At 33.9% G+C, this 24563-nt stretch carries 20 protein-coding genes and 1 riboswitch; of the genes, 3 read left to right on the forward strand and 17 right to left on the reverse strand.

Annotation, left to right across the window (positions count from 1 at the left end; all coding sequences use genetic code 11):
* Positions 1–78: 78 nt before the first annotated feature.
* The gene (locus tag B5D15_RS00080) at positions 79–1887 is read right to left on the reverse strand and encodes a heme NO-binding domain-containing protein (RefSeq protein WP_078695062.1); all 1809 of its coding nucleotides are present in this window, start codon (positions 1885–1887) and stop codon (positions 79–81) included.
* A 144-nt stretch (positions 1888–2031) separates the two neighbouring features.
* On the opposite strand from B5D15_RS00080, the gene B5D15_RS00085 reads away from it, so the two are divergent.
* Positions 2032–3267, forward strand: coding sequence for an HD-GYP domain-containing protein (locus B5D15_RS00085; protein WP_078695063.1), 1236 nt, complete (start codon positions 2032–2034; stop codon positions 3265–3267).
* Positions 3268–3322: 55 nt separating this feature from the next.
* Here B5D15_RS00085 and B5D15_RS00090 read toward each other — a convergent pair whose 3' ends face one another.
* From B5D15_RS00090 to B5D15_RS00115, 6 genes are all read right to left on the reverse strand, one after another.
* Positions 3323–3910 carry an ECF transporter S component gene (locus B5D15_RS00090; RefSeq protein WP_078695064.1) on the reverse strand — a complete coding sequence of 196 codons (588 nt, stop codon included), beginning with the start codon at positions 3908–3910 and terminating at the stop codon, positions 3323–3325.
* Between the two features lie 70 nt (positions 3911–3980).
* Positions 3981–4095: riboswitch (FMN riboswitch) on the reverse strand.
* A 16-nt stretch (positions 4096–4111) separates the two neighbouring features.
* Entirely contained in the window at positions 4112–4810 is a 699-nt protein-coding gene (locus tag B5D15_RS00095; RefSeq protein ID WP_078695065.1) for a Crp/Fnr family transcriptional regulator, read from the reverse strand.
* 103 nt (positions 4811–4913) lie between these two features.
* Positions 4914–6071, reverse strand: coding sequence for an amidohydrolase (locus B5D15_RS00100; protein ID WP_078695066.1), 1158 nt, complete (start codon positions 6069–6071; stop codon positions 4914–4916).
* Between the two features lie 12 nt (positions 6072–6083).
* On the reverse strand, positions 6084–8243 hold the full coding sequence (locus tag B5D15_RS00105) for a Tex family protein (RefSeq protein ID WP_078695067.1): 2160 nt from the start codon (positions 8241–8243) through the stop codon (positions 6084–6086).
* Between the two features lie 75 nt (positions 8244–8318).
* Positions 8319–9431, reverse strand: coding sequence for a sensor domain-containing diguanylate cyclase (locus B5D15_RS00110; protein WP_179122127.1), 1113 nt, complete (start codon positions 9429–9431; stop codon positions 8319–8321).
* 93 nt (positions 9432–9524) lie between these two features.
* Entirely contained in the window at positions 9525–10661 is a 1137-nt protein-coding gene (locus tag B5D15_RS00115; protein ID WP_078695069.1) for a hypothetical protein, read from the reverse strand.
* 98 nt (positions 10662–10759) lie between these two features.
* On the opposite strand from B5D15_RS00115, the gene B5D15_RS00120 reads away from it, so the two are divergent.
* Positions 10760–12169 carry a M28 family metallopeptidase gene (locus tag B5D15_RS00120; RefSeq protein WP_078695070.1) on the forward strand — a complete coding sequence of 470 codons (1410 nt, stop codon included), beginning with the start codon at positions 10760–10762 and terminating at the stop codon, positions 12167–12169.
* 33 nt (positions 12170–12202) lie between these two features.
* On the opposite strand, the gene prfB is transcribed toward B5D15_RS00120, so the two are convergent.
* The 8 genes from prfB to ulaG form a co-directional block, all read right to left on the reverse strand.
* A protein-coding gene (gene prfB, locus B5D15_RS00125) for a peptide chain release factor 2 (protein ID WP_179122128.1) occupies positions 12203–13319 on the reverse strand; the annotation gives its coding sequence in 2 pieces (ribosomal slippage) (positions 12203–13240 and positions 13242–13319; 1116 coding nt in all).
* A 113-nt stretch (positions 13320–13432) separates the two neighbouring features.
* Positions 13433–14122 carry an L-ribulose-5-phosphate 4-epimerase gene (araD, locus tag B5D15_RS00130; protein WP_078695072.1) on the reverse strand — a complete coding sequence of 230 codons (690 nt, stop codon included), beginning with the start codon at positions 14120–14122 and terminating at the stop codon, positions 13433–13435.
* 12 nt (positions 14123–14134) lie between these two features.
* On the reverse strand, positions 14135–14995 hold the full coding sequence (locus tag B5D15_RS00135) for an L-ribulose-5-phosphate 3-epimerase (protein WP_078695073.1): 861 nt from the start codon (positions 14993–14995) through the stop codon (positions 14135–14137).
* A gap of 19 nt (positions 14996–15014) precedes the next feature.
* Positions 15015–16052, reverse strand: a complete 1038-nt coding sequence (locus B5D15_RS00140) for a hypothetical protein (RefSeq protein ID WP_078695074.1) — start codon at positions 16050–16052, stop codon at positions 15015–15017.
* Between the two features lie 74 nt (positions 16053–16126).
* The gene (locus B5D15_RS00145) at positions 16127–16420 is read right to left on the reverse strand and encodes a PTS sugar transporter subunit IIB (protein ID WP_078695075.1); all 294 of its coding nucleotides are present in this window, start codon (positions 16418–16420) and stop codon (positions 16127–16129) included.
* A 28-nt stretch (positions 16421–16448) separates the two neighbouring features.
* Positions 16449–17900, reverse strand: a complete 1452-nt coding sequence (locus B5D15_RS00150) for a PTS ascorbate transporter subunit IIC (protein ID WP_078695076.1) — start codon at positions 17898–17900, stop codon at positions 16449–16451.
* A gap of 63 nt (positions 17901–17963) precedes the next feature.
* The gene (locus tag B5D15_RS00155; protein WP_078695077.1) at positions 17964–18398 is read right to left on the reverse strand and encodes a PTS sugar transporter subunit IIA; all 435 of its coding nucleotides are present in this window, start codon (positions 18396–18398) and stop codon (positions 17964–17966) included.
* Between the two features lie 30 nt (positions 18399–18428).
* A complete protein-coding gene (ulaG, locus tag B5D15_RS00160) occupies positions 18429–19493 on the reverse strand; it encodes an L-ascorbate 6-phosphate lactonase (protein WP_078695078.1) in 1065 nt (354 codons plus the stop codon).
* Between the two features lie 376 nt (positions 19494–19869).
* On the opposite strand from ulaG, the gene B5D15_RS00165 reads away from it, so the two are divergent.
* A complete protein-coding gene (locus tag B5D15_RS00165; RefSeq protein WP_078695079.1) occupies positions 19870–20688 on the forward strand; it encodes a DeoR/GlpR family DNA-binding transcription regulator in 819 nt (272 codons plus the stop codon).
* 38 nt (positions 20689–20726) lie between these two features.
* Here the strand turns inward: B5D15_RS00165 and secA are convergent, their stop codons facing one another.
* Together secA and hpf are read right to left on the reverse strand one after the other, a co-directional pair.
* Positions 20727–23225, reverse strand: a complete 2499-nt coding sequence (secA, locus tag B5D15_RS00170) for a preprotein translocase subunit SecA (protein ID WP_078695080.1) — start codon at positions 23223–23225, stop codon at positions 20727–20729.
* A gap of 146 nt (positions 23226–23371) precedes the next feature.
* Entirely contained in the window at positions 23372–23899 is a 528-nt protein-coding gene (gene hpf / locus B5D15_RS00175) for a ribosome hibernation-promoting factor, HPF/YfiA family (RefSeq protein ID WP_078695081.1), read from the reverse strand.
* Between the last annotated feature and the right edge of the window lie 664 nt (positions 23900–24563).

A 24563-nucleotide genomic window follows, 5' to 3' on the forward strand; every position in this document is an offset into this window, starting at 1 on the left:
TCTACCTCTATTCTATAATAATCAACATCTATATTTTAGCCTTAAATTCCAAAAAATAAAAGAACCTATGCGGTTCTTTTATATCTTATAAATATCTACATCCTCCTTAAACTGCTCAGTAAGTTTGTTAAAATCAGCTATGCTTGTTGTAAGTTTCTTTATTTGTTCTGTATAGCTTGACACATTTGCACTAACCTCCTGAGAAGAAGCTGAATTTTCCTGTGCTATTGCAGCGAGGGATTCTATCTTGCCGTAAACTTCAGAAATTGCATTTGTTGCAGCTTCAAGTTTATTTGAAGTATCTATCATAACTGATGCCACCTGCTTTATCTTATCCTTTGCTGCATTGCTGCTGTTAACTGCATCATTAAGATTACTATTTTCATTCTTTAAAACTTTAAACTGCTCCCCAAGGTTTGAAACCAGATTTTCTATTTCGCTTATAAATTCCATAAGGCTGCTGTTTATATCTTTTACAGCATTATTTGACTGTTCAGCAAGTTTTCTAACCTCCTCTGCAACAACAGCAAATCCCCTTCCTGCTTCGCCTGCCCTTGCAGCCTCAATAGAAGCATTTAGAGCAAGAAGGTTTGTCTGCTCCGCAATCGAAGATACAAGGCTAACTATATCGGTTATTCCCTTAGCTCTGCTTTGAAGATTTAATCCGCTGTTTTTAACCTCTTCAAATTTATCTAAAACCTCATTTAATTTTTGGGCTGTGCTGTCAACATTTTTAAAGCTCATATCAATTCCATCAACTGCATTTTCAAGTTTATCCTTATTTTCCATTTCAAGCTCAACAGCAGTTTTTATAGCCTCAACATTAGTATTTAAAAGAGAAACTGAGCTTTCTGTCTCCTGTGCCTGAGTCATAGCAGCCATAGCAACCTGTTCAACAACCCCTGAGATTTCTCCTGATGTCTGATTCATCTTATCTGCTATTCCCTTTAATGTATTGCTGAAGGTATTCATCTCATCAGTAAGCCCTTTAATTCCTACAAAATCCTTTCTGACAAGATCCTTATATTCATTTAAAATGCAGTATATATCTTCATATATATCCTTAGTAACTATTTTCCCTTTTTCAACATATTCATGATTTTTTATAATATCTATCTCTTTTAAAATATCCTTCATTGGCTTATTCATAATACTTAAAGCTGCAAAGCATGATAAAAAAGAACCTATAAAGGCTGATAGTACTCCAAAAATATTAAAAGATTTTAGCGGAACAGTAGCTGCTAAATTTAATAGTAAAACGAAAATTGATGTAAATAATGCTGCCTTTAAATTTATATTTTTTATAAAACCAAAGGACATTAATTTATTTAATCTATAGTTTTTTACAAAATAAATATCTTTTTCAAATATAAGTTTAATTTCAAGGTTTTCACTGTCTTTTCTAATTTCCTCAATCTTTATATTTTCATTATAATATTTAGCCGAGCCATCTATAAGTCCAAGAAAGTAATCAAACATGCCTCTTTTAGAATTGTATGTAAAAATCGCTTCTCTATTTGAAACAGGCTTTAAGTTAAGTATTGGAGGTTTTGCCCCTGCTATTCTTTTAACTACTATTACATGAACATCATACATAGACTTTAAAAAGCTGTATAAATTATCATGTTTAAAAAAAGCTGGATAATCCTTTGAAAAGGTTATAATATTATTAAATCCAATTGTTCTCCATATCTGTGATGTAGTTATTCCCTTTGATTTTGCAATATTATCTATTATAGAATGTATTTTTTTATCCTCAACATCCTCTAAAGGCGAAAAGGTTCTATCACTTCTCTCTCCCGCCTGTTCCATAGATTTGTCAACTATCTCATTTCCATATAGTTCTCTGCATGTTTTCAGCCATGTAGATACAACTGTTCCCTTCACATTAACACCCCCAAAATTTTTTTATTTGCTTAATAGAATTATATATTATTTTAAGATATAATGGAAAATATAGCAATGATTTGTCGAAAATTTTATGTTATATAATTGTTATCGGAAAATAATTATTAAAGTTTAGGAGGATTTATGTTAAATATTGATTTAAATCAACTTCTATCATCTTTATCAATGGCAATAGATTTATCCCACTGCAGCATTTCCTATGAAGAAAGCCTTTTAGATAAAAAATCTAATATTTCACCAATAGAAAGGCATAGATTCTTTAACCATTCAAAAAGAACCTGTTATGTTTCTCTTTGTATAGCAAAGCTTATAAATGAAGATAAAGATTTTTTAAATGATGTATATATAAGTTCCGTTCTTCATGACATAGGCGTTACCTCATCAATAGATAAATGCCATGGAGATGATATATTTATTAGGAAGCACTGCCTTAATGGTGAAGATATACTAAAGAAATTCCCCATAGATTCTAATATATCAAAATTTGTTAAATACCATCATGAAAATTATAATGGAACTGGCTGCTTTAAACTTTCTAAAGATGATATACCTTTAATTTCTCAGATTATAAGACTTGCTGATATTTTCGAGATTTTATACGACGAAACAAAGCCTAACTATTTCCAAAGGAAAAAAATTTTAGACTACATATTAAAAGAAAGGGGTACTATTTTATCTCCCTTTATAACGGATTTGTTTATAAAGGCACAAAGCGTTGAAATGTTCTGGTGGGATGTTGATAACCTATCCTTCAGCTCAAATGTAATAAATGATGTCATCCCTAAGGATTATATACCTGTAAGCCTTGAGGATTTAAAATCTATAGCTGTAGTTTTTGCGGATATAATAGATAATAACAGCCACTTTACCTTTAAACATTCCTATAATCTTTCAAAGCTTACTGAAAAAATATCTGATTATCTGTGCTTCAGCTATGAGAGAAAAGTTAAGTTTTCTATTGCCGCTCTGCTTCATGATATAGGAAAACTTGCAGTTCCAAATTATATACTAAACAAAAACGGAAAGCTTGATGAAATTGAAACTTCTATAATAAAATGCCACACTTATTACACCTATTTAATACTTTCAAAGATAAAAGGTCTTGAAGATATAGCCTCTTGGGCTTCAAACCATCACGAAAAGCCAAATGGAACAGGATATCCAAAGGGGCTTAAATCAGAAGATTTGAGTCTTGAAGACAGACTTCTTGCTATTTGCGATATATACGAAGCCTTAACATCGGATAGACCATACAAAAGCGGAATGCCAAAGGAAAAAGCCTTTGAAATACTTTATGATATGGCAGCAAAGAAAGATGTCTGCGGCGAGGCCTTAAACATAGTTAAAAAATGCTTTTAATAATCCTAAATTTTAAAGCCCGAAGCTTATAATAAACTTTGGGCTTTAAAAATAATTATTTATGCAGTATTGGTGATACTTTTTTATATGCAAGCATAGTAACAATTGATACTATTATACCCTTTAGTATATTAAAAGGAAGTATACTGTATATTATAAGAGTGTTTATATCCTTTACGCTGCTGTTTACCTTTGCTGCAAGACCTACAACTGCTTTTATTGGAAACCCAAGGACGCTTTCATATAGAGGAAGAAATACAAAGTAATTTCCAAGGGATGCTGTAATCCCCATTGCTATAGTGCCAAAAACTAATGCTATTAGCGCTCCTTTTTTTGTTTTATTTCTCTTATAAATAATACCTGCGACATATACCATTGCGCTGCCCACTATAAAATTTGCCAGTTCTCCTATTCCTGCTGTGCTGTTTTTAACTATTAAATGAAGCAGATTTTTTAAAAATTCAACTAAAATTCCTGCAAAGGGACCAATTGAAAAAGCTGCAAATAGTGCTGGAATATCGCTTATGTCTATTTTTAAAAACTCTGGAAATATTGGCAGAGGAAACTCTAAAAACATAAGCACAAAGGCCATAGCCCCTAAAACTGATACTTTAATTAGTTTTGATAATTTTTTGTTTGTCATAAAAACCCTCCTTAATGTCAGGGCAGATGCAATAAAAAAACTCCTGAATCTTCAGGAGTTAAAATACGCATTACATCTTCTTTCATCCAGACTTTACTGTCGGCTCCGGAATCACACCGGATCATGCCTCTCGGCTCGCGGGCTTTACCGCCGGTCAGGAATTTCACCTTGCCCTGAAGATTTTATTTTTCATTTATTATACTACACAATAAACCTTGACAAGTCAAGTATTTTAATATATTTTCTCTTGGTTTCAATAATCTTGTCCTTCTTCATTTCAGCTAATATCCTCGATAGTGTTTCCCTTGTCATATTTAGTATTTCAGCAATCTGAGAAAGAGTTAAGTCGAGATTTACAACAATATTCCCTTTTTCATCGATTTTACTATAATTTTTAAAATACTCAAATATAAAATTCACAAAGGAAGTTTTGCACTCACCCGACGCAAGACTTCCCTGCCTTAAAGTAAGCGTTCTTAAAGTATCTACAAAAATATAGTGAACTTCATTTTTAAATTCCTCACTTTGGGATACTAATTCTTTTGCAGCTTTTACTTCTATTGCATAAATATAACAATTTGTAAGGGCCTTATATCCTACAACCTCGGATAAATAAGAAAAGGCTGAGTACCCAAAAAAATCTCCTTCAGTAAGATATCCATAGCAGCTTTTTTTACCATAATAATTTTGCTTTGTTAAAACAACCTTCCCTTTCTCAATAAAATAAAAATAGTCATCTACAATATCTTCCTTTAATACTACTTCATCCTTTAAATACAATATCTTTTTATATTTATTTTTAAGATATTTTTCGATAAATTCGACATAGTATTCCGGACTTCTTTTGTTTTTGCTATAGTGGGAAGATAATATATTATTATAGATTTCATTGTTTAACATATCATCACGCCTTTTAATAATAATTTAATCTATATTAATTATCGTTTTAAAAAAAAATAAGTTTATATTTTTTATAAAAAAAAATTGCAGGATTTACCTGCAATTATCTTTCGAAAGCTATTTTTCCATCTATAAGCACATATTTTGTTTTTGACTGTATATCAAGAGGATGCCTGTCAAATACCGCAATATCAGCATCTTTTCCTTCTTCTATAGAACCAACTCTGTCATCTACTCCAAGTATTTGGGCAGGGTTAATAGTTATTGCACAAAGTGCAGTATTTTCATCAAGTCCTGCCTTTACTGCAAGGGCTGCGCAGAGTGGTAGATAATGAACAGGAATTACAGGATGGTCAGTCATAAGAGCAATCTTAACTCCTTCTTTTGAAAGAACCGATGCTGTTTCAAAGGTAAGCTCTCTTAATTCTATCTTTGAACGCTCAGTAAGGGATGGTCCAACTATAGCTGGATATCCTTCCTTTGAGAGCTCCTTTGCAATTAAATGTCCCTCTGTACAATGATCTAAAGTAAGTTTTAAATTGAATTCCTTTGCTATTCTGATTGCAGTAAAAATATCATCAGCTCTGTGAGCATGAGCCTTTAGGGGAATTTTACCCTCGATTACAGGAATTAAGCTCTCCATCTTTATATCAAAATCCGGCATATCATCTTCGTCCTTTTCCCCTGCCTTCTTTGCCTTCATATAATCCTTTACCCTGTATAAATAATCCCTTAGTATTGCAGCAATAGCCATCCTCGTTGTTGGCATCTGATGTTTATCATCGTAGGTGGATTTAGGATTTTCACCAAAGGCTACCTTCATTGCAGCAGGTTCCTTTACTATCATATCATCAACCCTTTTTCCCTTTGTCTTAATAATAGTAAAGGTTCCTCCTATAACATTAGCGCTTCCAGGACCTGTACAAACACAGGTTACTCCGTTTTCATAGGCTTCTTTAAAGCATTTATCCATAGGATTTATAGCATCTATAGCCCTAAGATGGGGAGTTGCTGGATCCGTTGCTTCATTCCCATCAGCTCCTTCAAAACCCACAGCATCCTCCCACATACCTATGTGGCAGTGGGCGTCTATGATTCCAGGCATTATATAGCCTCCATCAGCATCTAAAACTTTAACCTCACCGCTGTATGAAAGATTTTTACCAACCTTTAAAATCTTTCCGCCATCTATTAAAACCTCTCCATTTTCAATGGTTTTACCTGCCATAGTTAAAACTGTACCGTTTTTAATAAGTATCATTGTCCTTCCCCCTTATACTCCCTTCATAGAAAGTGATATTCTTTTTCTTCTTAAATCGACATCAAGAACCTTTACATTTACAATATCCCCAACCTTTAAAACCTCGAGGGGATGTTTTATAAATTTATCTGATATCTCAGATATGTGTACAAGTCCATCCTGATGAACCCCTATATCAACAAAAGCTCCAAAGTCAGCTACGTTTCTAATCGTTCCCTTTAATATCATTCCGCTCTTTAGATGTTCTAACTCTAAAACATTAGACATTAGTATTGGCTTTGGAACATCCTCTCTCGGATCTCTTCCAGGCTTTTTAAGCTCTGATATTATATCCCTTAAGGTAGGTACTCCAATGCTGAGAGAATCTGCAAGGTTTTCTATTCCTCTCATCTTAACTTTTTCATCTATATTCTTTATCTTTCTATTTTTAACATCCTCAGGGCTGTATCCCAAAACCTCTAAAAGTTTTGTTGCAGCTTCATAGGATTCAGGATGAACAGCAGTATTGTCGAATATGTTATCACCATCAAGTATCCTTAAAAATCCTGCACACTGTTCAAAGGCTTTCTCTCCAAGCCTTTTTACTTTTAAAAGCTCTCTCCTGTTTTTAAACTTACCATTCTCTTCTCTGTACTCTACTATGTTTTTAGCAATTGCAGAATTGATTCCGGATATATATGTTAAAAGCGATGCAGAGGCAGTATTTAGGTCAACGCCAACAGAGTTTACGCAGTCCTCAACAACTCCCTTTAAGCTCTCGTCAAGTTTTTTTTGGGAAACATCATGCTGATACTGCCCAACTCCTATGGATTTAGGATCTATTTTAACAAGCTCTGCTAAAGGATCCTGAAGCCTTCTTGCAATAGATACTGCTCCCCTTAACGATACATTAATATCTGGAAACTCCTTTGCGGCAAGCTCCGATGCAGAGTAAACCGATGCCCCTGCTTCGCTCACTATAACATAGTAAACCTTCCTGCCGCTCTCATTTTCAACTTGTTTTATAACATCAGCAATAAATATTTCAGATTCCCTCGATGCTGTTCCATTGCCAAGGGATATTATGTCTACATTATGTTTATATATGAGTTCTTTTAAAATTTTAGTACTTCCTTCAATATCGTTTTGAGGTGCTGTAGAATAAACAGTTGCAGTATCTAAAAGCTTTCCTGTTTCATCAACCACGGCTATTTTGCATCCCGTTCTAAATCCTGGGTCAAAACCTAAAACCACCTTCCCTGAAATTGGCGACTGCATAAGAAGGCTTCTCAAATTAGCAGAAAAAATCTTTATAGCCTGCTCCTCAGCCTTTTCTGTGAGAAGATTTCTAATTTCTCTTTCAATTGAAGGTGCAATAAGCCTTAAATAGCTGTCCTTTACCGCTGATTTTATATATTCCGTCTCTTCGCCGCTCCTTTTAATTATATTGCTTTCAAGAAATGATAATATCTTATCCTGCGGTGCTTCTATCTTAACGGATAAAAATTCCTCCTTTTCCCCTCTATTAATTGCAAGAATTCTATGGGGCACAATTCTGTTTACAGCCTCAGAGTATTTATAATACATCTCATAGGGAGATGTTTCCTCTTTTAAGGCTTTTGATACTAAAAGTCCTTCTTTATAGGTCATAGCTCTTATTTCTTTCCTGTAATCAGCATTATCCGATATATCCTCTGCTATTATATCAAGAGCACCTGCTATTGCATCATCTGCACTTAAAACCTCAAACTGCTCATTTATATATTTTGAAGCTTCCTCAATTAAAGAACCCTTAAATTCCTGATTTATTATAAATAAAGATAAAGGCTCTAATCCCTTTTCCTTTGCAATAGTAGCCCTTGTTCTTTTCTTTGGCCTAAAGGGCCTGTATATATCGTCAACTTCAGTTATGCTGACAGCATCCTCTATGCTCTTTTTGATTTCATCGTTTAATTTCCCCTGTTCTTCTATAAGCCTTAAAACCTCATTTTTTCTGCTCTCAAGATTTCTAAGATATGTAAGGCGTTCATAAAAGTTTCTAAGTATAGTATCATCAAGCTCCCCAGTTGCTTCCTTTCTGTATCTTGCGATAAAAGGAATGGTATTTCCACCATCAATGAGCTCTATTGTGTTTTTAACCTGCCATTCTTTAATATTAAATTCCCTCGATAGGGACTGTATTATATCAGCCATATTTAAAACCTCCCTTGTAATATGATAATGTTTAAACTTAAGCTTTGCAAGAAGCAATTAAAAAATAGCAGCTGCTTAAAAATAAACGCAGCTGCTGAACCCCTTTCTTTGCCTCTTTTCTTCGTACATGCTGTTATCAGCACTTATTATAATATCTTGAAGGGTTGCGCCCTTATAATAGGTACAAACCCCTGCACTGAACTCAACGCTTATATTGCAGTAGGTATGATTTTTTAAATAACTTCTTATATCTTCAATTTTTTGCAGTGCCTGCTCTTTGTCACAACTATGCATTACTATAATAAACTCATCCCCTGCAAACCTTGAAACTATATCGGTAGACCTTATATTCTGTTTTATTACATCTACAAAGTATCTTAATATTTCATCACCCATATTATGCCCATAGCTGTCGTTTATTATTTTAAAGTTATCCATGTCTATCATTATAAGTGAAAAAATATTATTATATCTTGCAGCCCTTTTTATCTCCTTTTCCATAATCTCTTCAAAATACCGCCTGTTATATACATCGGTAAGTTTATCTATTCTATTGATTTCAATAAGCTCATTCATTAATAGAGCGTTTTTTATTGCTGTTTCAAGCTGCCTCGCTATATATTTAATAAGCTCTATATCCTTATCAGAAAAGGCATTTTCGCTTTTTTTACTGTCAACATTTATAACACCATAAAATTCACCATTTATATATAGGGGTGCGCTGAGAGTTGCTTTTATATCCAGTGCCCGACTTGAATTTAGTTTATGAAACTTTTCCTCGCTCATGTTTATGCTGTCAAAGTAAGCAGGATTTTTAATTATGTCTGGAGCTTTAAGATTTGTAGTATTGTAAAGATATAATTCTTCTCTTTTTAATCTTATCTTTTTAAGTTCATTTAAATCAAAGGGTATTGCGGCCACAAACTCCATCTCATCCTTTTGTTTGTTATAAATAAGAATACTTCCGCAGTCAGCACCCTTAATAAGATTTACAGTATCATATAGCATTTTTTTATATAGATTATTTATGTCTTCATAGTTTTGAAGATCCTCTGATATTTTAAGCAAAGTATTATTTATTTCATTAGTTCTATCATATAAATATTTTATTTCTCTATATTTAATAAACTCTATTGAGTAAAAATATACAAAGGCTATTACTATTAGAAATAAAAATTCATAGTGCAACTTTAATCCCCCCAAATACCCTTCCTTAGTATATATTATATCACTAATTAACATTTAATAAATATTTTATATAATATAAGCAATACAATTATTCTACTTTTTTATTGGATTTACTACAACTATTGGCACTGGCGGAGTTATAATTGGTGATTTTTCAAATCTGCCCTCCGTCATCAAGCCTTTTCTATCACAAATTCCAGTAATTCCAACTATAAACGCCCTTTGGTCTATAAGTTTCTCATACTCGAGAATTTTTTTATTTAATATATCGAGAGTCGTTCTAATAACCTTCTCATATTTTCTTATAGTATCCCTTATATGCCTGAAATCATTTCTCTGGTCATGCTTCCCGCAGCACCCTTCTTTACCTGATATACCGTCTAATATCTTTAATATATCCGTTAAGCTCCCTATTTTATTGAAGGATTCTATGTTATAGTTTGCTGCTGGAATAGGGGTTATAAGTATTTCTTGGAGTATACATTTTATAAGATATCTAATCTCGCTTTCTATTACTGCAATTTTATATTCAAGCTCAAGCTCTATAAGTTTAGCAATTTTATAAAGACTTTCTTTTATCCTGTTTCTTAAAACCTGAACTATATAGTATTTAACCATTAAAACACATTCGCTTTCGCAAAGATTCCTTTTATAATACCCATCAAAATAGCAGAAATTAACATCAAAGAGCATATCTATAATCCTCTGTTTAGTAAACTTACCGAAATTCTCATCTATAAAGCATTTAAAACCTGTGGAACGCAAAAGAGCTTCTGCCTGTTTTTTCCACTCAGGATCATCTATACATCTTAATATCTCATCTATGCTTGTTCTATATACAAGGTAAGTAAAGGCCTTTTCAATTATGCAGTCATCTATTTTTTCTATAACAAGGGCTATTTTATAATCCCTGCAGTCCTTATCTATATACGGAGGAATATATTCCTTTATACAAACCCTGTTATACTCTTCAATAATAGCCTTTTTAGTTTTGCAGGTATCGCAGGGAAAGTATGCAACCTTTTTCCCATCTTTAATGCCATAACATACAGAACTTAAAATATTTTCATTAAAACAGTCTCCTATTTCAACGCCTTCTGCCTCATCATAAAAGGTATTTTGAGCAACTATTTTTACCAATTCATCTATATCTATATCTCTATTATTTTCTTCTTTATCATCACAACAATCTTTCCTTTCAATATCTGAGTTTAATTTTTTCTCCTCCATAACCTTACCTCACAAAATGCTTCATTAAATATTATATTCAACTAAAAATAAATTGATGATATTAAAAGCATTTGCATATATTTTATCGAGGTGATTAAATGAAGATTAAAAAAACTATTTATTTCATAATTATATTTTTAATTTTTACCTCTGCAGCTGCTTACCCACAGGATTTTAATACAGAAAACATTAAAAATACAATTAAAATACTTAGCAGCGATAAATATCGAGGCAGGCTTGCAGGAGATAAGGGAAATGCTCTTGCTGCAGAATATATTTCATCATATTTTAAAAGTTTAGGGCTAAAAGAAGGAGGAGATAACAATACATTCTATCAAAAGTTTGAAATAATAGTACCATTTATAACTGGAGATTGCAGATTAAAGGTTATAGATAAAAGCGGCAAAACAGTTAAAGAATATGAATATGGAAAGGATTTTAAGGAGCTTATATATGGAGCATCTGTTAAGGGAGAAGTTGTTGGAAAAATAAAATCAGACAATAACGAAGGAACAATAGAAATAATAGAAGGAGGATTTGGTGAAAACTCCCTTGAATACAGCCAAGATTTAATATTAAAAAAAAGCGGAATAAAGGCTGTGTTATATACAACCAACATGAATTTCAGATTCCGCTCTCCCTACAAGCTTCAAAAAACCTATGACGATGGAATAGTTAAACTTATGATTTCAAAAAACATATTAAACGAAATTTTAAAATACTCATCCTTAGGATACAGCTTTTATATCAAAAGCCCTGTTGAAGTCAAAAAGGTTTATGCAAGCAACGTAATTGGAATACTCGAAGGAAGCGATAAAAACCTTCCTCCTGTAATTTTATCCGCACACTTTGACCATGTTGGATTTGATGCTGACGGGAAAATATACCCCGGCGCCCTTGATAATGCCTCTGGTACTGCTCTTCTTCTTGAATGTGCGAGAGTTTTAAAAAGTTCAAATCAAAAAAGAACTATAATATTTGCAGCATTTAATGGGGAAGAAGAAGGTCTTATTGGTTCAAAATATTTTACTGAAAATCCCCCAATAGATATAAAAGGAGCTGAGTGTATAAACTTTGACATGGTAGGTTCAATTGATAAAGCACCCCTTTCAATCCTTTCCCTTGAAAGCAGGGCTGAATTTTCATCGCAGCTTTTTAAAATTATATCTCCTAAAGTAAGCACTAAATTAATGTACGATGATAACAGCGACCACGCCCCCCTTTGCCGTGCAGGAATAGATGCTGTAACTTTAATTCACGACAACATAACAAAAATCCACACACCCAATGACACTTTAGAAAACGTTGATGTAAAAAGAATTAAAGAAGTCTATACTGCAGCCGAGGCATTTTTAAAATACAGGGACATAGTGATGGTATCCTCACAGTTTAATAATAAACATCATATCCCCGTAGAAGCTTTTATATTTTCTGCAATAATTTTAATTTCAGCAGGAATAAGAGCAGCCCTTTACCTTAAAAAAAAGTGCCACCCAGTTGACAAGTGACAAACTCCTGCAAAAAAATATTAAGGCGGCAAATTAATTGCCGCCTGCTGCCTGCCATTTTAGGTATGCATTAATAAATTCATCTATTTCCCCGTCCATTACAGACTGTATATTACCAATCTCTGCACCTGTTCTATGATCCTTTACCATAGTATAGGGCTGGAATACATAGGAGCGTATCTGGCTTCCCCAGCCTATATCCTTAAGTTCTCCTGTCAAATCCTCAATCTTTTCTTTATGTGCTCTTTCTTTAAGTTCTATAAGCTTTGACTTTAACATTTTCATTGCAGCTTCCCTGTTTGCATGCTGTGAACGCTCATTCTGGCACTGTACTATTATTCCCGTTGGTATATGAGTAATTCTTATTGCAGATTCTGTCTTATTAACATACTGTCCCCCTGCTCCTCCAGAGCGGTAGGTATCAACCTTTAAATCCTCAGCTCTTATTTCAATATCCTGCTCTGGGGTTATCTCTGGTAAAACTTCGAGAGAAGCAAAGGATGTATGTCTTTTCCCTGCCGCATCAAAGGGAGAAATTCTAACAAGCCTGTGCACTCCCTTTTCCGATTTTAAATATCCATAGGCATATTCTCCTATAATTTCAAGGGTTACACTTTTAACTCCAGCTTCATCGCCCGGAAGATAATCCAGAGTATTCACAGTATATCCCTTTGCTACAGCCCACCTGCTATACATTCTAAGAAGCATGGATGCCCAGTCACAGGCTTCAGTTCCTCCTGCTCCTGCATGAATAGTTATTATTGCATTATTTCTATCATATTCTCCCGACAAGAGAGTTTCTATTCTAAGCTCTTCAATTCTCTTTTCAATTTCTTCCTTTTCTGATTTTATTTCATCAAGGGTAGATAAATCCTCAGATTCATCGGAGAGCTCAATTAAAACCTCTAAATCCTCAATTCTGCTTAAAAGGCTCTCATATTTTGAAACCTTATCCTTTAATGCCTTAGACTTTTGAACAACTCTTTGAGCGTTTTCAATATCGTTCCAAAAATCTGCCTGCTGCATCTTATTTTCAAGTTCGTCTATTTCATTTTTCAGCCCAGGTATGTCAAAGAGAAGCCCCCACTTCTTTTAAAATCTCCTTCATAGGGCCTATTGCTGCATAGTATTCTTCAAAAGCTATATGCATACTGCCACCATCCTTTCAATTTACTTAGTTTATTATATAATAGAAGATTTTTTAAAACAAGTAATTCGTAAAAAAAGAACCTCTATCAAAATAAAGGTTCTTAACATAAATATTTATCTTTGCCCATAATAAGCATTTTCTCCATGCTTTCTTAAAAAATGTTTATCTATTAAAATTTTATCCGCACCTTTGTCTTTACAATTTAAAGCAATTGTATGATATGCCATACTTGCTACTTCCTCTAAAACAACAGCATTGTGTACAGCATCTTTCCCATCCTTGCCCCAGCAGAAAGGACCATGATCATTTACTATAACTCCCGGAGTATGCATAGGGTTTTTCCCTTTAAAAGTTTCAATTATTACCTTACCAGTTTCCTTTTCATAGCTACCCAGTATTTCATCATCTTTTAATGGTCTTGTACATGGAATTTCCCCATAAAAATAATCTGCATGAGTAGTTCCCATAGCTGGAATAGACATACCTGCCTGTGCCCATATTGTCGCCCAATGTGAATGAGTATGAACAATTCCTCCAATTTCCGAGAAGGCTTTATAAAGCTCGATATGGGTTGGAGTATCAGAGGATGGTCTAAGTTTTCCCTCTACCACATTCCCTTCTAAATCAACAACTACCATATCCTCTGCAGTCATATTTTCATAATCAACACCGCTTGGCTTTATTACAACCAAACCTGTTTCTCTATCTATTTCACTAACGTTCCCCCAAGTATATACTACAAGATTTCTTTTTGGCAGTTCAAGATTAGCTTTCAGAACCCTATCTTTAATCTTCTCAAGCATTTTAAAGCCTCCTTAAATTAAAATATCAGAATTTAAAGCCCTTTTAAACTTTTCATCCATAAATTTTCTTGCATTTTTAATTTCATCCATCCAATTCTCATTTCCTGTATACCAAAACTCAGCAACATATTTTCTAACTCCTAAATCCCATGATGTTTTAATTATGTTCTCAAAATCAACATGACCTGTCCCAAAAGGAATCTCTCGGAATTTATTAGGTACAGTTTCTTTTAAATGTACAGCAGCAATATGTCCTTTTCCTTTTTTTATATCATCAATTACACATTCATTGTATAATACTGCTGCATTTGTAATATTCCCAGCATCAGGATACACCTTAAGATATGGAGAATTTATTTTATTTACATAATGCATAGCTTTGCTGACAGTATTCATAAATTCCGTTTCCATAGTTTCAAATGCAAGTATTACTCCTTTTTTTGCCGCCATCTCAACGCACTTTTTAAGGTTTTTTAAGAAATACTCCTTTGTGCTACTGCTCGATTCCTCATAGTAAACATCATAACCTGCAATTTGTATTATTCTAATGCCGATATCACAGGCAAATTCAATTGCCTTTTCCATTATTGCAATGCTTTTTTTTCTTACAGACTCATTAGAGCTTCCAAGGGGATATTTTCTGTGACCGCTCAAGCACATAGTGCGTATTGGAATTCCAACCTCATAGATATCTTTTATAATTTCAAATCTTTCACTTTTTTTACTATTAAGTCGTGCAAGTTTTTCATCGGTTTCATCTATGCTGATTTCAACAAAATCAAAGCCTGCTTCCTTTGCACAAGTAAGTTTTTCTTTCCATGAAAGATAATTTGGCATCGATTTTTCATAAAGTCCAAGTAAGTAATCTTTCATAGTATCACCTTCTATTCTATTAATCTGTTACAAAGTATAGTGCTGCTTCTCCTATTTCACGATTTGCAGAAACTATAATATCTCTATCTTTATCATTTATTACATAAATGTTGCTTGGGCCTGTCCCAGCTTCGATAACACCTGTTTTAAAAGTTAATGGGTTTTTGCTTTCACATTGAATGTAGAAAAGTTCCTTTTCAAATCTTCTATATCCGCCTATTATCGTTGGAATTCCCCTTAGCATTCCGCCCCATACTACATGTCCAAAATCCATCTCTTTTGGATATCTATAAATTTCTTCATATTTTTCTCCAACTTTCTTATTTATAACGAAATTCCCTCCATGAAAGGCCTCAATAGTTATAAGTTCATCAATTCCATCTTCATCTATATCAATTATTGCAATATCGCTTACAGGTTTTTCCAAAACAGTTTCAATAGTCCACTCTTCTCCTTTTGATTTTGGAGGAATAACAGCAAAAACTCCTTCTTCACAAGTTACCATTCCTGCAGTTCTTCCATTCCATAAAGCCCTGCAGTATCCATGGTTCTTTGTTAATCCCTCCTTTATAACCGTAAGCTTAATTGGCTGTGAAAGGTCATCAGGAAGCACACCAACATATATTTTGCCAGGATCTGACCAATCATCCTTGTCCTTCTTTGATGTACACAAAGTTGCTCCAATAAAATAATTAACTCCACCTGAAGTTAATATATCAAAACGATGAACATAAGGAAGACTTAGAACAGTCCTTATATCCCATTCTCCATTTTCCAAGGGTTTTCCCCATACAATCGTTGCATTTTCTGATCTGAATGTTGGAAAAAAGTTTTGAACAGCAAGAAAATCTCCATTTTTCTCCGGAATAGGTACAATAGACATAGTTCCTCCTGGTCCATCCCATACTGTTGATTGTTTAAAATCGGAACCTGAGAACATATAACATGCTCCCTCTCCCTCGGTTGCAAAAAATATTTTTCTTTCAGAATTAACATCAAAACTGCTTACAGCATAACATCTATGAAGATCTGCTAATGTTTTCTTCTCAAATTTCATAAATTCAGCTCCCTTTTTATTTTATAAATGCATCATCGGAACATTAAATGTTCCGATGATGCATAAAGTTATAATCATTTTTTATTAACAACGTTTTCAATAATCTTCTGCTCTATTTCCTGTTCAGATAAAAGATTTTTAAGTCCTATTACTATAGTTCCATTTGCAGCGGCATTTGCAAAATTTCCTTTTAGCGCTTCTGAGCAAAATACAACATCATAATTTGAAGCAAGGTTCTTCGCTTCACTAACACTGCTATGATGAATTTGAACAGATATTCCAAGTTTCTTAAAAATCTTTTCTATTTTCATTTTTATAATCTGGCTTGAACCCATTCCACTTCCACAAGCTGCTATAACTTTTAACATTTTTATACCTCCAGAACTATTTTATATATTACTTGGATATGCTTGATGCATATGACTCATAGTCTTCTGCAATTGTAAAGTAATGATCTTTATTCTTTCTATATTGGAATTGAGGAATAGATAGAAGTAAAAGAATTACAACAGCGACGCCGGCATATTTACCATATTTCATTATTACTCCAATGATTGGCCATACTGTATCCCAGTCAAAATTGCCATGCCATCCCCCAAATTTTGCAAGTTCAAAGAAGTATGCTGCGAATGCTCCTCCTAATACTTGTAATATACCTGATATGAAGGGAATAATCGCTGCTGCCTTTAATCCTCCCTTTTTATTTGCAAATACTGCAAAGGTAGCGTTGTCAAAGAACACTGGAACGAATCCAGTTATTATTAATACTGGGCTCTTGAATACTATAAGTCCTATTATCATTAAGAATTGCCCTAAAGCTCCAAATAAAAATCCTATTGTTATAGCATTTGGATGGCCAAAGCCATAAGTTGCTGCACAGTCAACGGCAGGTATTGAACCTGGAAGAAGCCTATTTGAAATACCTTGGAAGGATTCTGTAAGTTCTGAAACGAACATCCTAACTCCAAGCTGTAATATGCTTAAGTAAACTGCAAAATTAAAGGATTTTTCAATTATATAGAAATAGAAATTTTGAGTCTTACCAAAGGTGTTGTCTATTTTATGAAGCAGTTCAGGTCCTAATATAGTCATAATAATTCCAAAGAATACAAGCATTAAAATTCCAGTTGCAACAACATTTTCATTAAATATCGATAAGAATCCTGGAAGCTCTAAATCCTCAAGTTTCTTTCCTTTTTTGCCTATTTTACCTGCTATTTTATCTGTAAGCCAAATTCCGAACATCTGCTGATGGCCAACTGCAAATCCTCCACCTTCTGTAAGCTCCTGACATGCCTCAACCGTTAAATTAGAAGCAACTGCCCAGTATGTTCCAAGTAAAAGTCCAAGCATAGTTACAACACCAGCATTGCTAAGCTGTGGAAAACAGAAAAATACCATCCAAAGTGCTGTTGAAGACTGCTGCACCATTATATGTCCTGTAATAAACACTGTACGTACTTTTGTCCATTTTCTAAGAAGAACAAGTACTATGTTGAATATAAATGCTATAAGAAGAACTACCATCATCATTGAAAATGACTTGCCTGCTTTTTCAACTGCGGCCTGAGCAGCTGCCTGACCAAAATATGGGTCTATAACTGCTGCTGTTAAATTAAATCTATCTTTTAGTACTGCAAGTATTGGTCTGAAATTGTTAACAAGTCCGCCAGCTGCAACATTTAAAATAAGATAACCAACCGTTGCCTTAATAAATCCTGCTAATGCTTCATAAAAAGGTCGTTTTAAAAGAAGGTATCCTATTAAAACTATAAAACCAACGAAAAAAGCAGGTTTTGTGAGGATATTATTCTGAAAAAATCCCCATATTGTCATAATAATGTTCATAAATTTTCCCCCTCTATTATTTTTCTTATTTTAAAGTTAAAATATAACTTTAATTTACGTTTGTTAAATAAGAGCTTTAATATCTTCAACCGATTCAGCTTCAAGAAGCTTTTTAACCATGCTTTCATCGGATAGATATTCAACAAGCTCTGATAGGTTTTGCAGGTGAATACTGTTATCCGTTGAAGCTAATACGAAAAACAATCGAGCATCATGTTCAGGACTGTCACTGAAATGCACAGGTTTTTTAGTTTTCATAAGGCATACAGCTGTTTCATTTACTCCTCTTCCTTCCTGAGCATGAGGAATGCAAATGTCAGGGGCAATTACTATATATGGTCCATACTCTTTTACGTTTTTTATTATTAAATCCACATAGTCTTCAAGCACTGCACCATCTTCAATAAGCGGCTTACAAGCTGCTGCTATTGCTTCCTCCCATGATTCAAATCCATCATGAAAGGAATATCTTTTTTTCTCTAATAGTTCCTTAAACATTTTATCCTCCACACATAAATTATTATTTTATTATAGGAACGAAGTAAAAGGAATGTTTATTTCGTTTTCAAAGCAGTCCTCAAAGCCTCTTGGGTAATGATATTCCCTATTATCCTTATCATCTGGAAATACAAACTTTCCTCCAACCTGCCATATAAATGGTTTGAATTTATATTGAAGTCTGTGCTTTTTCATCTCATAAAGCATAGCTATCTCAGCTGGGTCAGCCTGAAAATTAGACCATATATCATGATGAAAAGGAATTATTACCTTTGTATTTAAAGCTTCTGCCATTCTTAAAATATCAGATGCTGTCATTTTATCTGTTACTCCTCTTGGGTTTTCTCCAAAGGAACCCAAAGCGACATCTATTTCATAGTCATTTCCATGTTTTGCATAATAATTTGAATAATGGGAATCACCGCTGTGATATATATTCCCTCCAGGAGTTTTTATAAGGAAATTAACTGCCTTTTCATCCATATCATCAGGCATTCTTCCTCTTATATCACCATTTGGAGGTGAGGTAATAAGCGCTGTACGGTCAAAGGACTCTAATGCCACAATCTCTATATCTTTTATTTTTACAACATCATTAGGCTTAACTGTTATGCAGCGTTCACTTGGTACTCCCCATTCAATCCATTTTTCAACTGAATACTTTGGCCCAATAAAAGGAACATCCTTTGAACAATTTTTCATAACAGCTGCTGCAACATTAACATCTATATGATCATTATGATAATGCGTTGATAATACTGCATCTATTTCTTTAATTGCAAAAGGATCAAGTACACATGGAGAAACTCTAAGATTAGGCTGAAGTTTTTTCCCTCCGCACATTCTTGCCATTTGATGCTGTGGATCTATATATGGATTTGATTTTGTCTTTTTACCGCTTCCGCACCAGAAATCGATACATATATTAGTGTTCCCTTCTGTTTTCACCCATATGCCTGTACATCCAAGCCACCACATAGCAAAGGTTCCTGGCTTTACTACTTCCTGCTCAATTTCTTCATTAAGCCATGTACCCCATTCTGGAAATGTGCTTAGAATCCATGATTCTCTAGTTATTTGATCAATTTTAGCCATTTATTATCCTCCTCAAACAATCATATAATTATTTTTTTGTTCTTTTCACACAGTTCTTGATTAACAGGATTTTACACATCCATCTTTATCTTTTATTTTTCGCATCAATCATATATTGTCCGTTTTATGATTGATATATCTGTTTTATGTTTGTTTATACTACAATAATAACTATTTTTTTGAACTTTTTCAATATATAATTTATAAATTACTATTAAATATTTTTAAAATATATCATTTTGAATTGTTTTATGATTGATTTTAATCGTAAAATAACATATAATATAATCACGAGAAATTTATTGTTCATTTTATTGATTGAATATCAACATATTCATATTTTAGATTATATGAAAATTATATAGAGGTGGTTATTATGAAAAACAGTAAAGGTGTAGTATGCAAAAGACAGCAATTAATACTCCAGTATTTAAATGAGCATAAAACAGCAAAGGTTGAAACTCTTTCCGAATTGCTTAATGTATCACCTATTACTATAAGACGTGATCTTCAGATATTTGAAGAAAAGGGGATAGTAGAAAGATTTTATGGAGGCGCAACCTTAATCGAAGGTGCATTAGGAGATGATCCAAGCCTTAGCGCTTCATCAAGAAATTATATTTTTCAAAAGCTTGCAATAGCAAAAAAAGCTGCAAGCATAATAGAAGATGGCGATACTATATTCATGAACTCAAGTTCAACAGCACTGCTTGTTTTAAAATACCTGCAAAACAAACATGTAATAGTAATTACTAACAATGGAAAAGCACTTCAAGTACAAAGGGATCCAAAGGTTGAACTCGTTTTAACCGGAGGAGAAGTTTATGAGAGAAAGCAGTCAATGGTTGGAGAATTTGCTACTCATATTCTATCAAAAGTTGTAGCTAATAAGTGTATTATGGGCGTAAGCGGAATAAGCACTAAAACAGGTATTACAACATCAGTTCTTCAGGAAACTGCAGTAAATCAGATGATGCTGAAAAGATGCAGCGGCCCTGTAATCGTTGTTGCTGACAGCTCTAAGATAGGTGTCGAACACAACTTTATTAGCGGTGATTTAAATAAAATATCATACCTTATTACCGATTCTGGAGCAGATGATAAGCAGGTTGAAATACTAACAGAAAAAGGCATTGAGGTTATAACTGTCGATCCCCTCGATGCAGCAGAAATAAATATTTCAAACAATATTTAAGAGGCGGCAAATTGCCGCCTCTTAAATATTAAGAACAATTATGCATTTTTCCCGCAGCAGTTTTTATATTTCTTTCCGCTGCCGCATGGACACGGATCGTTTCTTCCTACCTTCTTTTCCTTTCTTATAGGCTCTCTCTTTACAGAATCATCGTAGTTAGTTGAAGTAGGCTCTGCAACCCTCTCCCTTTCTACCTTTTTCTCTGCCTTTATTCTATAAAGGAATTTTATAGTTTCCTCTTTTATGCTGTAAATCATCTCATCAAACATGTTCATACCTTCAAACTGGTATTCCTGAACTGGATCTCTTTGTCTGTAAGCACGAAGTCCCATGCCCTGTTTCAGCTGATCCATAGCATCTATATGATCCATCCATTTTAAATCAACGCTTCTTAGGAGAACAACTCTTTCAACTTCTCTCATCTGCTCTCCTATTTCTTCCTCTTTTTGTTCATATAACTTTACTGCGATGTCAAACAGTTTTTCCTTTATATCTTCCTTTGACATAGATTCAAGCTCTGACAAGGATAATGCTCCCTTTGGAAGGAATATATCCTCTAAATACCTTAAAAAGCCCTTTAAATCCCATTCTTCTCTATGCCTGTCATCGGACATATGGGATGATATAGCAGCATCTATTATATCCTTAATCATGGATATAATATTATCCCTAACGTTTTCTCCCTCAAGAACAGCTCTTCTTTGACTGTATATTATCTCTCTTTGCTTGTTCATTACATTGTCGTATTGAAGGAGTGTCTTTCTTACATCAAAGTTATTTCCTTCAACTCTCTTTTGAGCCTGTTCTATTGCATTAGAAACCATCTTGCTCTCAATTGCCTCATCATCCGGAAGTCCAAGTCTTTCAACCATATCCTTTAGCTTTTCTGAGCCAAAGAGTCTCATTAAATCATCCTCAAGGGATATATAAAACCTTGATGAACCAGGATCTCCCTGACGGCCGGAACGGCCTCTCAGCTGATTGTCTATACGTCTTGACTCATGCCTTTCGGTACCTATTATCTTAAGCCCTCCAAGCTCAACAACTCCATCTCCAAGTTTAATATCTGTACCACGGCCTGCCATGTTAGTTGCAATAGTTACCATACCCTTTTCGCCTGCATGGGATATTATTTCTGCTTCCTTTTCGTGATATTTAGCGTTTAAGACTTGGTGATGCACACCTTTTTTCTTAAGCATTTCAGAAACTACCTCTGACTTTTCAATGCTTATCGTTCCAACAAGAACAGGCTGGCCTTTTTTGTGGGTTTCAACTATTTCATCAACAATAGCTTTAAACTTGGCCTCCTCTGTTTTATATACAACATCAGGATAATCAATTCTTTGCATAGGCTTGTTTGTTGGAATTACAACTACATCAAGCCCGTAAATTTCTCTGAATTCAGCCTCTTCGGTAAGGGCTGTACCTGTCATACCAGATATTTTATTATAAAGCCTGAAATAGTTTTGAAAGGTTATAGTAGCAAGGGTTTTAGATTCCCTTTCAACTTTTACATTTTCCTTTGCCTCAATCGCCTGATGAAGTCCATCGCTGTATCGTCTTCCATACATTATTCTTCCTGTAAACTCATCGATTATAAGGACTTCCCCATCTTTAACTATATAGTCTATTTCCTTTTTCATAAGATGATGAGCTTTAAGAGCCTGTATAACATGATGCTGTATTTCCATATTTTCAGCATCTGCATAGTTTTCAAGATTAAAAAATCTTTCAGCCTTTTCAACTCCGCTCTCGGACAATGTTACTGCATGCTGCTTTTCATCAACTTCAAAGTCGCCGTCTTTAAGCATTCTAACAAAGGTATCTGCAACCTTATAAAGCTGGGTTGATTTTTCACCGGCACCGGATATTATAAGAGGAGTTCTTGCTTCATCAATAAGTATAGAGTCAACCTCGTCTATTATTGCAAAATTAAGTTCCCTTTGAACCATCTCCTCTTTGTAAATAACCATGTTGTCTCTTAAATAATCAAACCCAAATTCATTGTTAGTTCCATAGGTTATATCGCAGTTATAAGCAGCTCTTCTTTGCATATTATCAAGTTCATGGGTTATAACCCCAACAGTTAGTCCTAAAAATTCATAGATTTTTCCCATCCATTCTCTGTCACGCTTTGCAAGATAGTCGTTTACAGTAACGATATGAACACCCTTGCCAGTTAAAGCATTAAGATAGGCCGGCAGAGTTGCAACAAGGGTTTTACCTTCACCGGTTTTCATTTCTGAAATTCTTCCCTGATGAAGTACTATACCACCCATAAGCTGAACCCTGAAATGTTTCATTCCAAGAGTTCTAACCGATGCTTCTCTGACAACAGCAAAGGCCTCGGGAAGAATATCGTCGAGGGTTTCACCTTTTTGAAGTCTTTCTTTAAACTCAAAGGTCTTATTTTTAAGTTCCTCATCGGATAAAGACTGCATTTTGCTATCAAGGGCTTCTATCTTATCAACTATTGGAATAATCCTTTTAATCTCTCGGTCGCTGTAGCTTCCAAAGATTTTCTCTAAAAATCCCATATTTTCACCTTCTTTACTCATGATAAATTGATTATATCATTTAAGAACTTCATAATCAATTAACAAGAATTTCGGTTATGTCAAATTTTTGTTAATTCATTAAGATACTAAAAAATAAGCAGTAAAAAAGGATGGCTGAGCCATCCTTAAAATTCAGGTTCTATCAATCCATAGTTTCCATCTTTTCTCTTATATACAACGTTTACTTCTTCTGTGTCTGCATTCATAAATACATAGAAGTTATGTCCTATTAAATCCATCTGAAGCACTGCTTCCTCAACATCCATAGGCTTTATAGCAAATTTTTTAGTCTTTACGATTTTAGGTTCATCATCCTCATCAAAAGCGGCTGAAGGTATATCTGAAAATCTTAATGTTCCCTCATGAATTTTTCTTTCAAGTTTAGTCTTATGTTTAATAATCTGCTTTTCAATCTTTTCAATTACATTGTCTATGGATGAATACATATCCTCGGTTGATTCTTCCCCTCTTAATATTACGCCGTTGAATGGGATAGTAACCTCAATTCTCTGAATATTTTTTTGGACACTTAATGTAACATGGGCCTCCACATCAGGATCAAAATACTTATCAAGTTTGCCCATCTTCTTTTCCACTATGTCCTTTAGAGCATTTGTCAAAGCTATGTTCTTCCCAGTAACAGTTAATTTCATAAAATCTACCCCTTTCATATATTATAAGGGAATGCCTTAAATATTTTGTATTTTATATATATTCTATTATTTTGCACTAAATACTTCAAGTCTTACTTTTAGCGCTTTATGACCTTATTTTTATATTATGTACATTCCTCTCAGTTTCTCACATTTTTTTGCAATTTTCAGCTAATTTGTACATTCTGTTCTACATAAATGGTTTCTGTTAACTGTATATTTATTTTGCTAAATGAATATTCTATAACATTTAACATAATTAATATACTTTTAACCTCAAACGTTCCCCTGTTGATATGTTGGCAACAACCTGTGGATAATGTTAATAAATCTGTGCATAACTTGCTATAAGTATAATTTAAGAAACTTAAAAATTGTGGATTACAGGGGGATATATTTATACAACCGAACAAATATATTATTTTAAGTAACACAATTTATATTATTATTATATACTTTTATTTCTTTTATATTAAAAAAAGACCGGGAAATCCGGTCTTTTAAAACTTAAACTATCAGCTGACCTGGTCTTTGACCCCACACCCGCCTGCTGGAGGTTTTGCTCAAGGTGCATTCCCATCACGAATCCCTCTCTCGGTTTTACCGGCAGGACTTACTTCTAAACCGCACCATGCTCATCAAACTTTGTTTGACTTACGTGGAT

The organism is Caloramator quimbayensis (assembly GCF_900167605.1).
GTDB classification, from domain to species: Bacteria; Bacillota; Clostridia; order Clostridiales; family Caloramatoraceae; genus Caloramator_B; species Caloramator_B quimbayensis.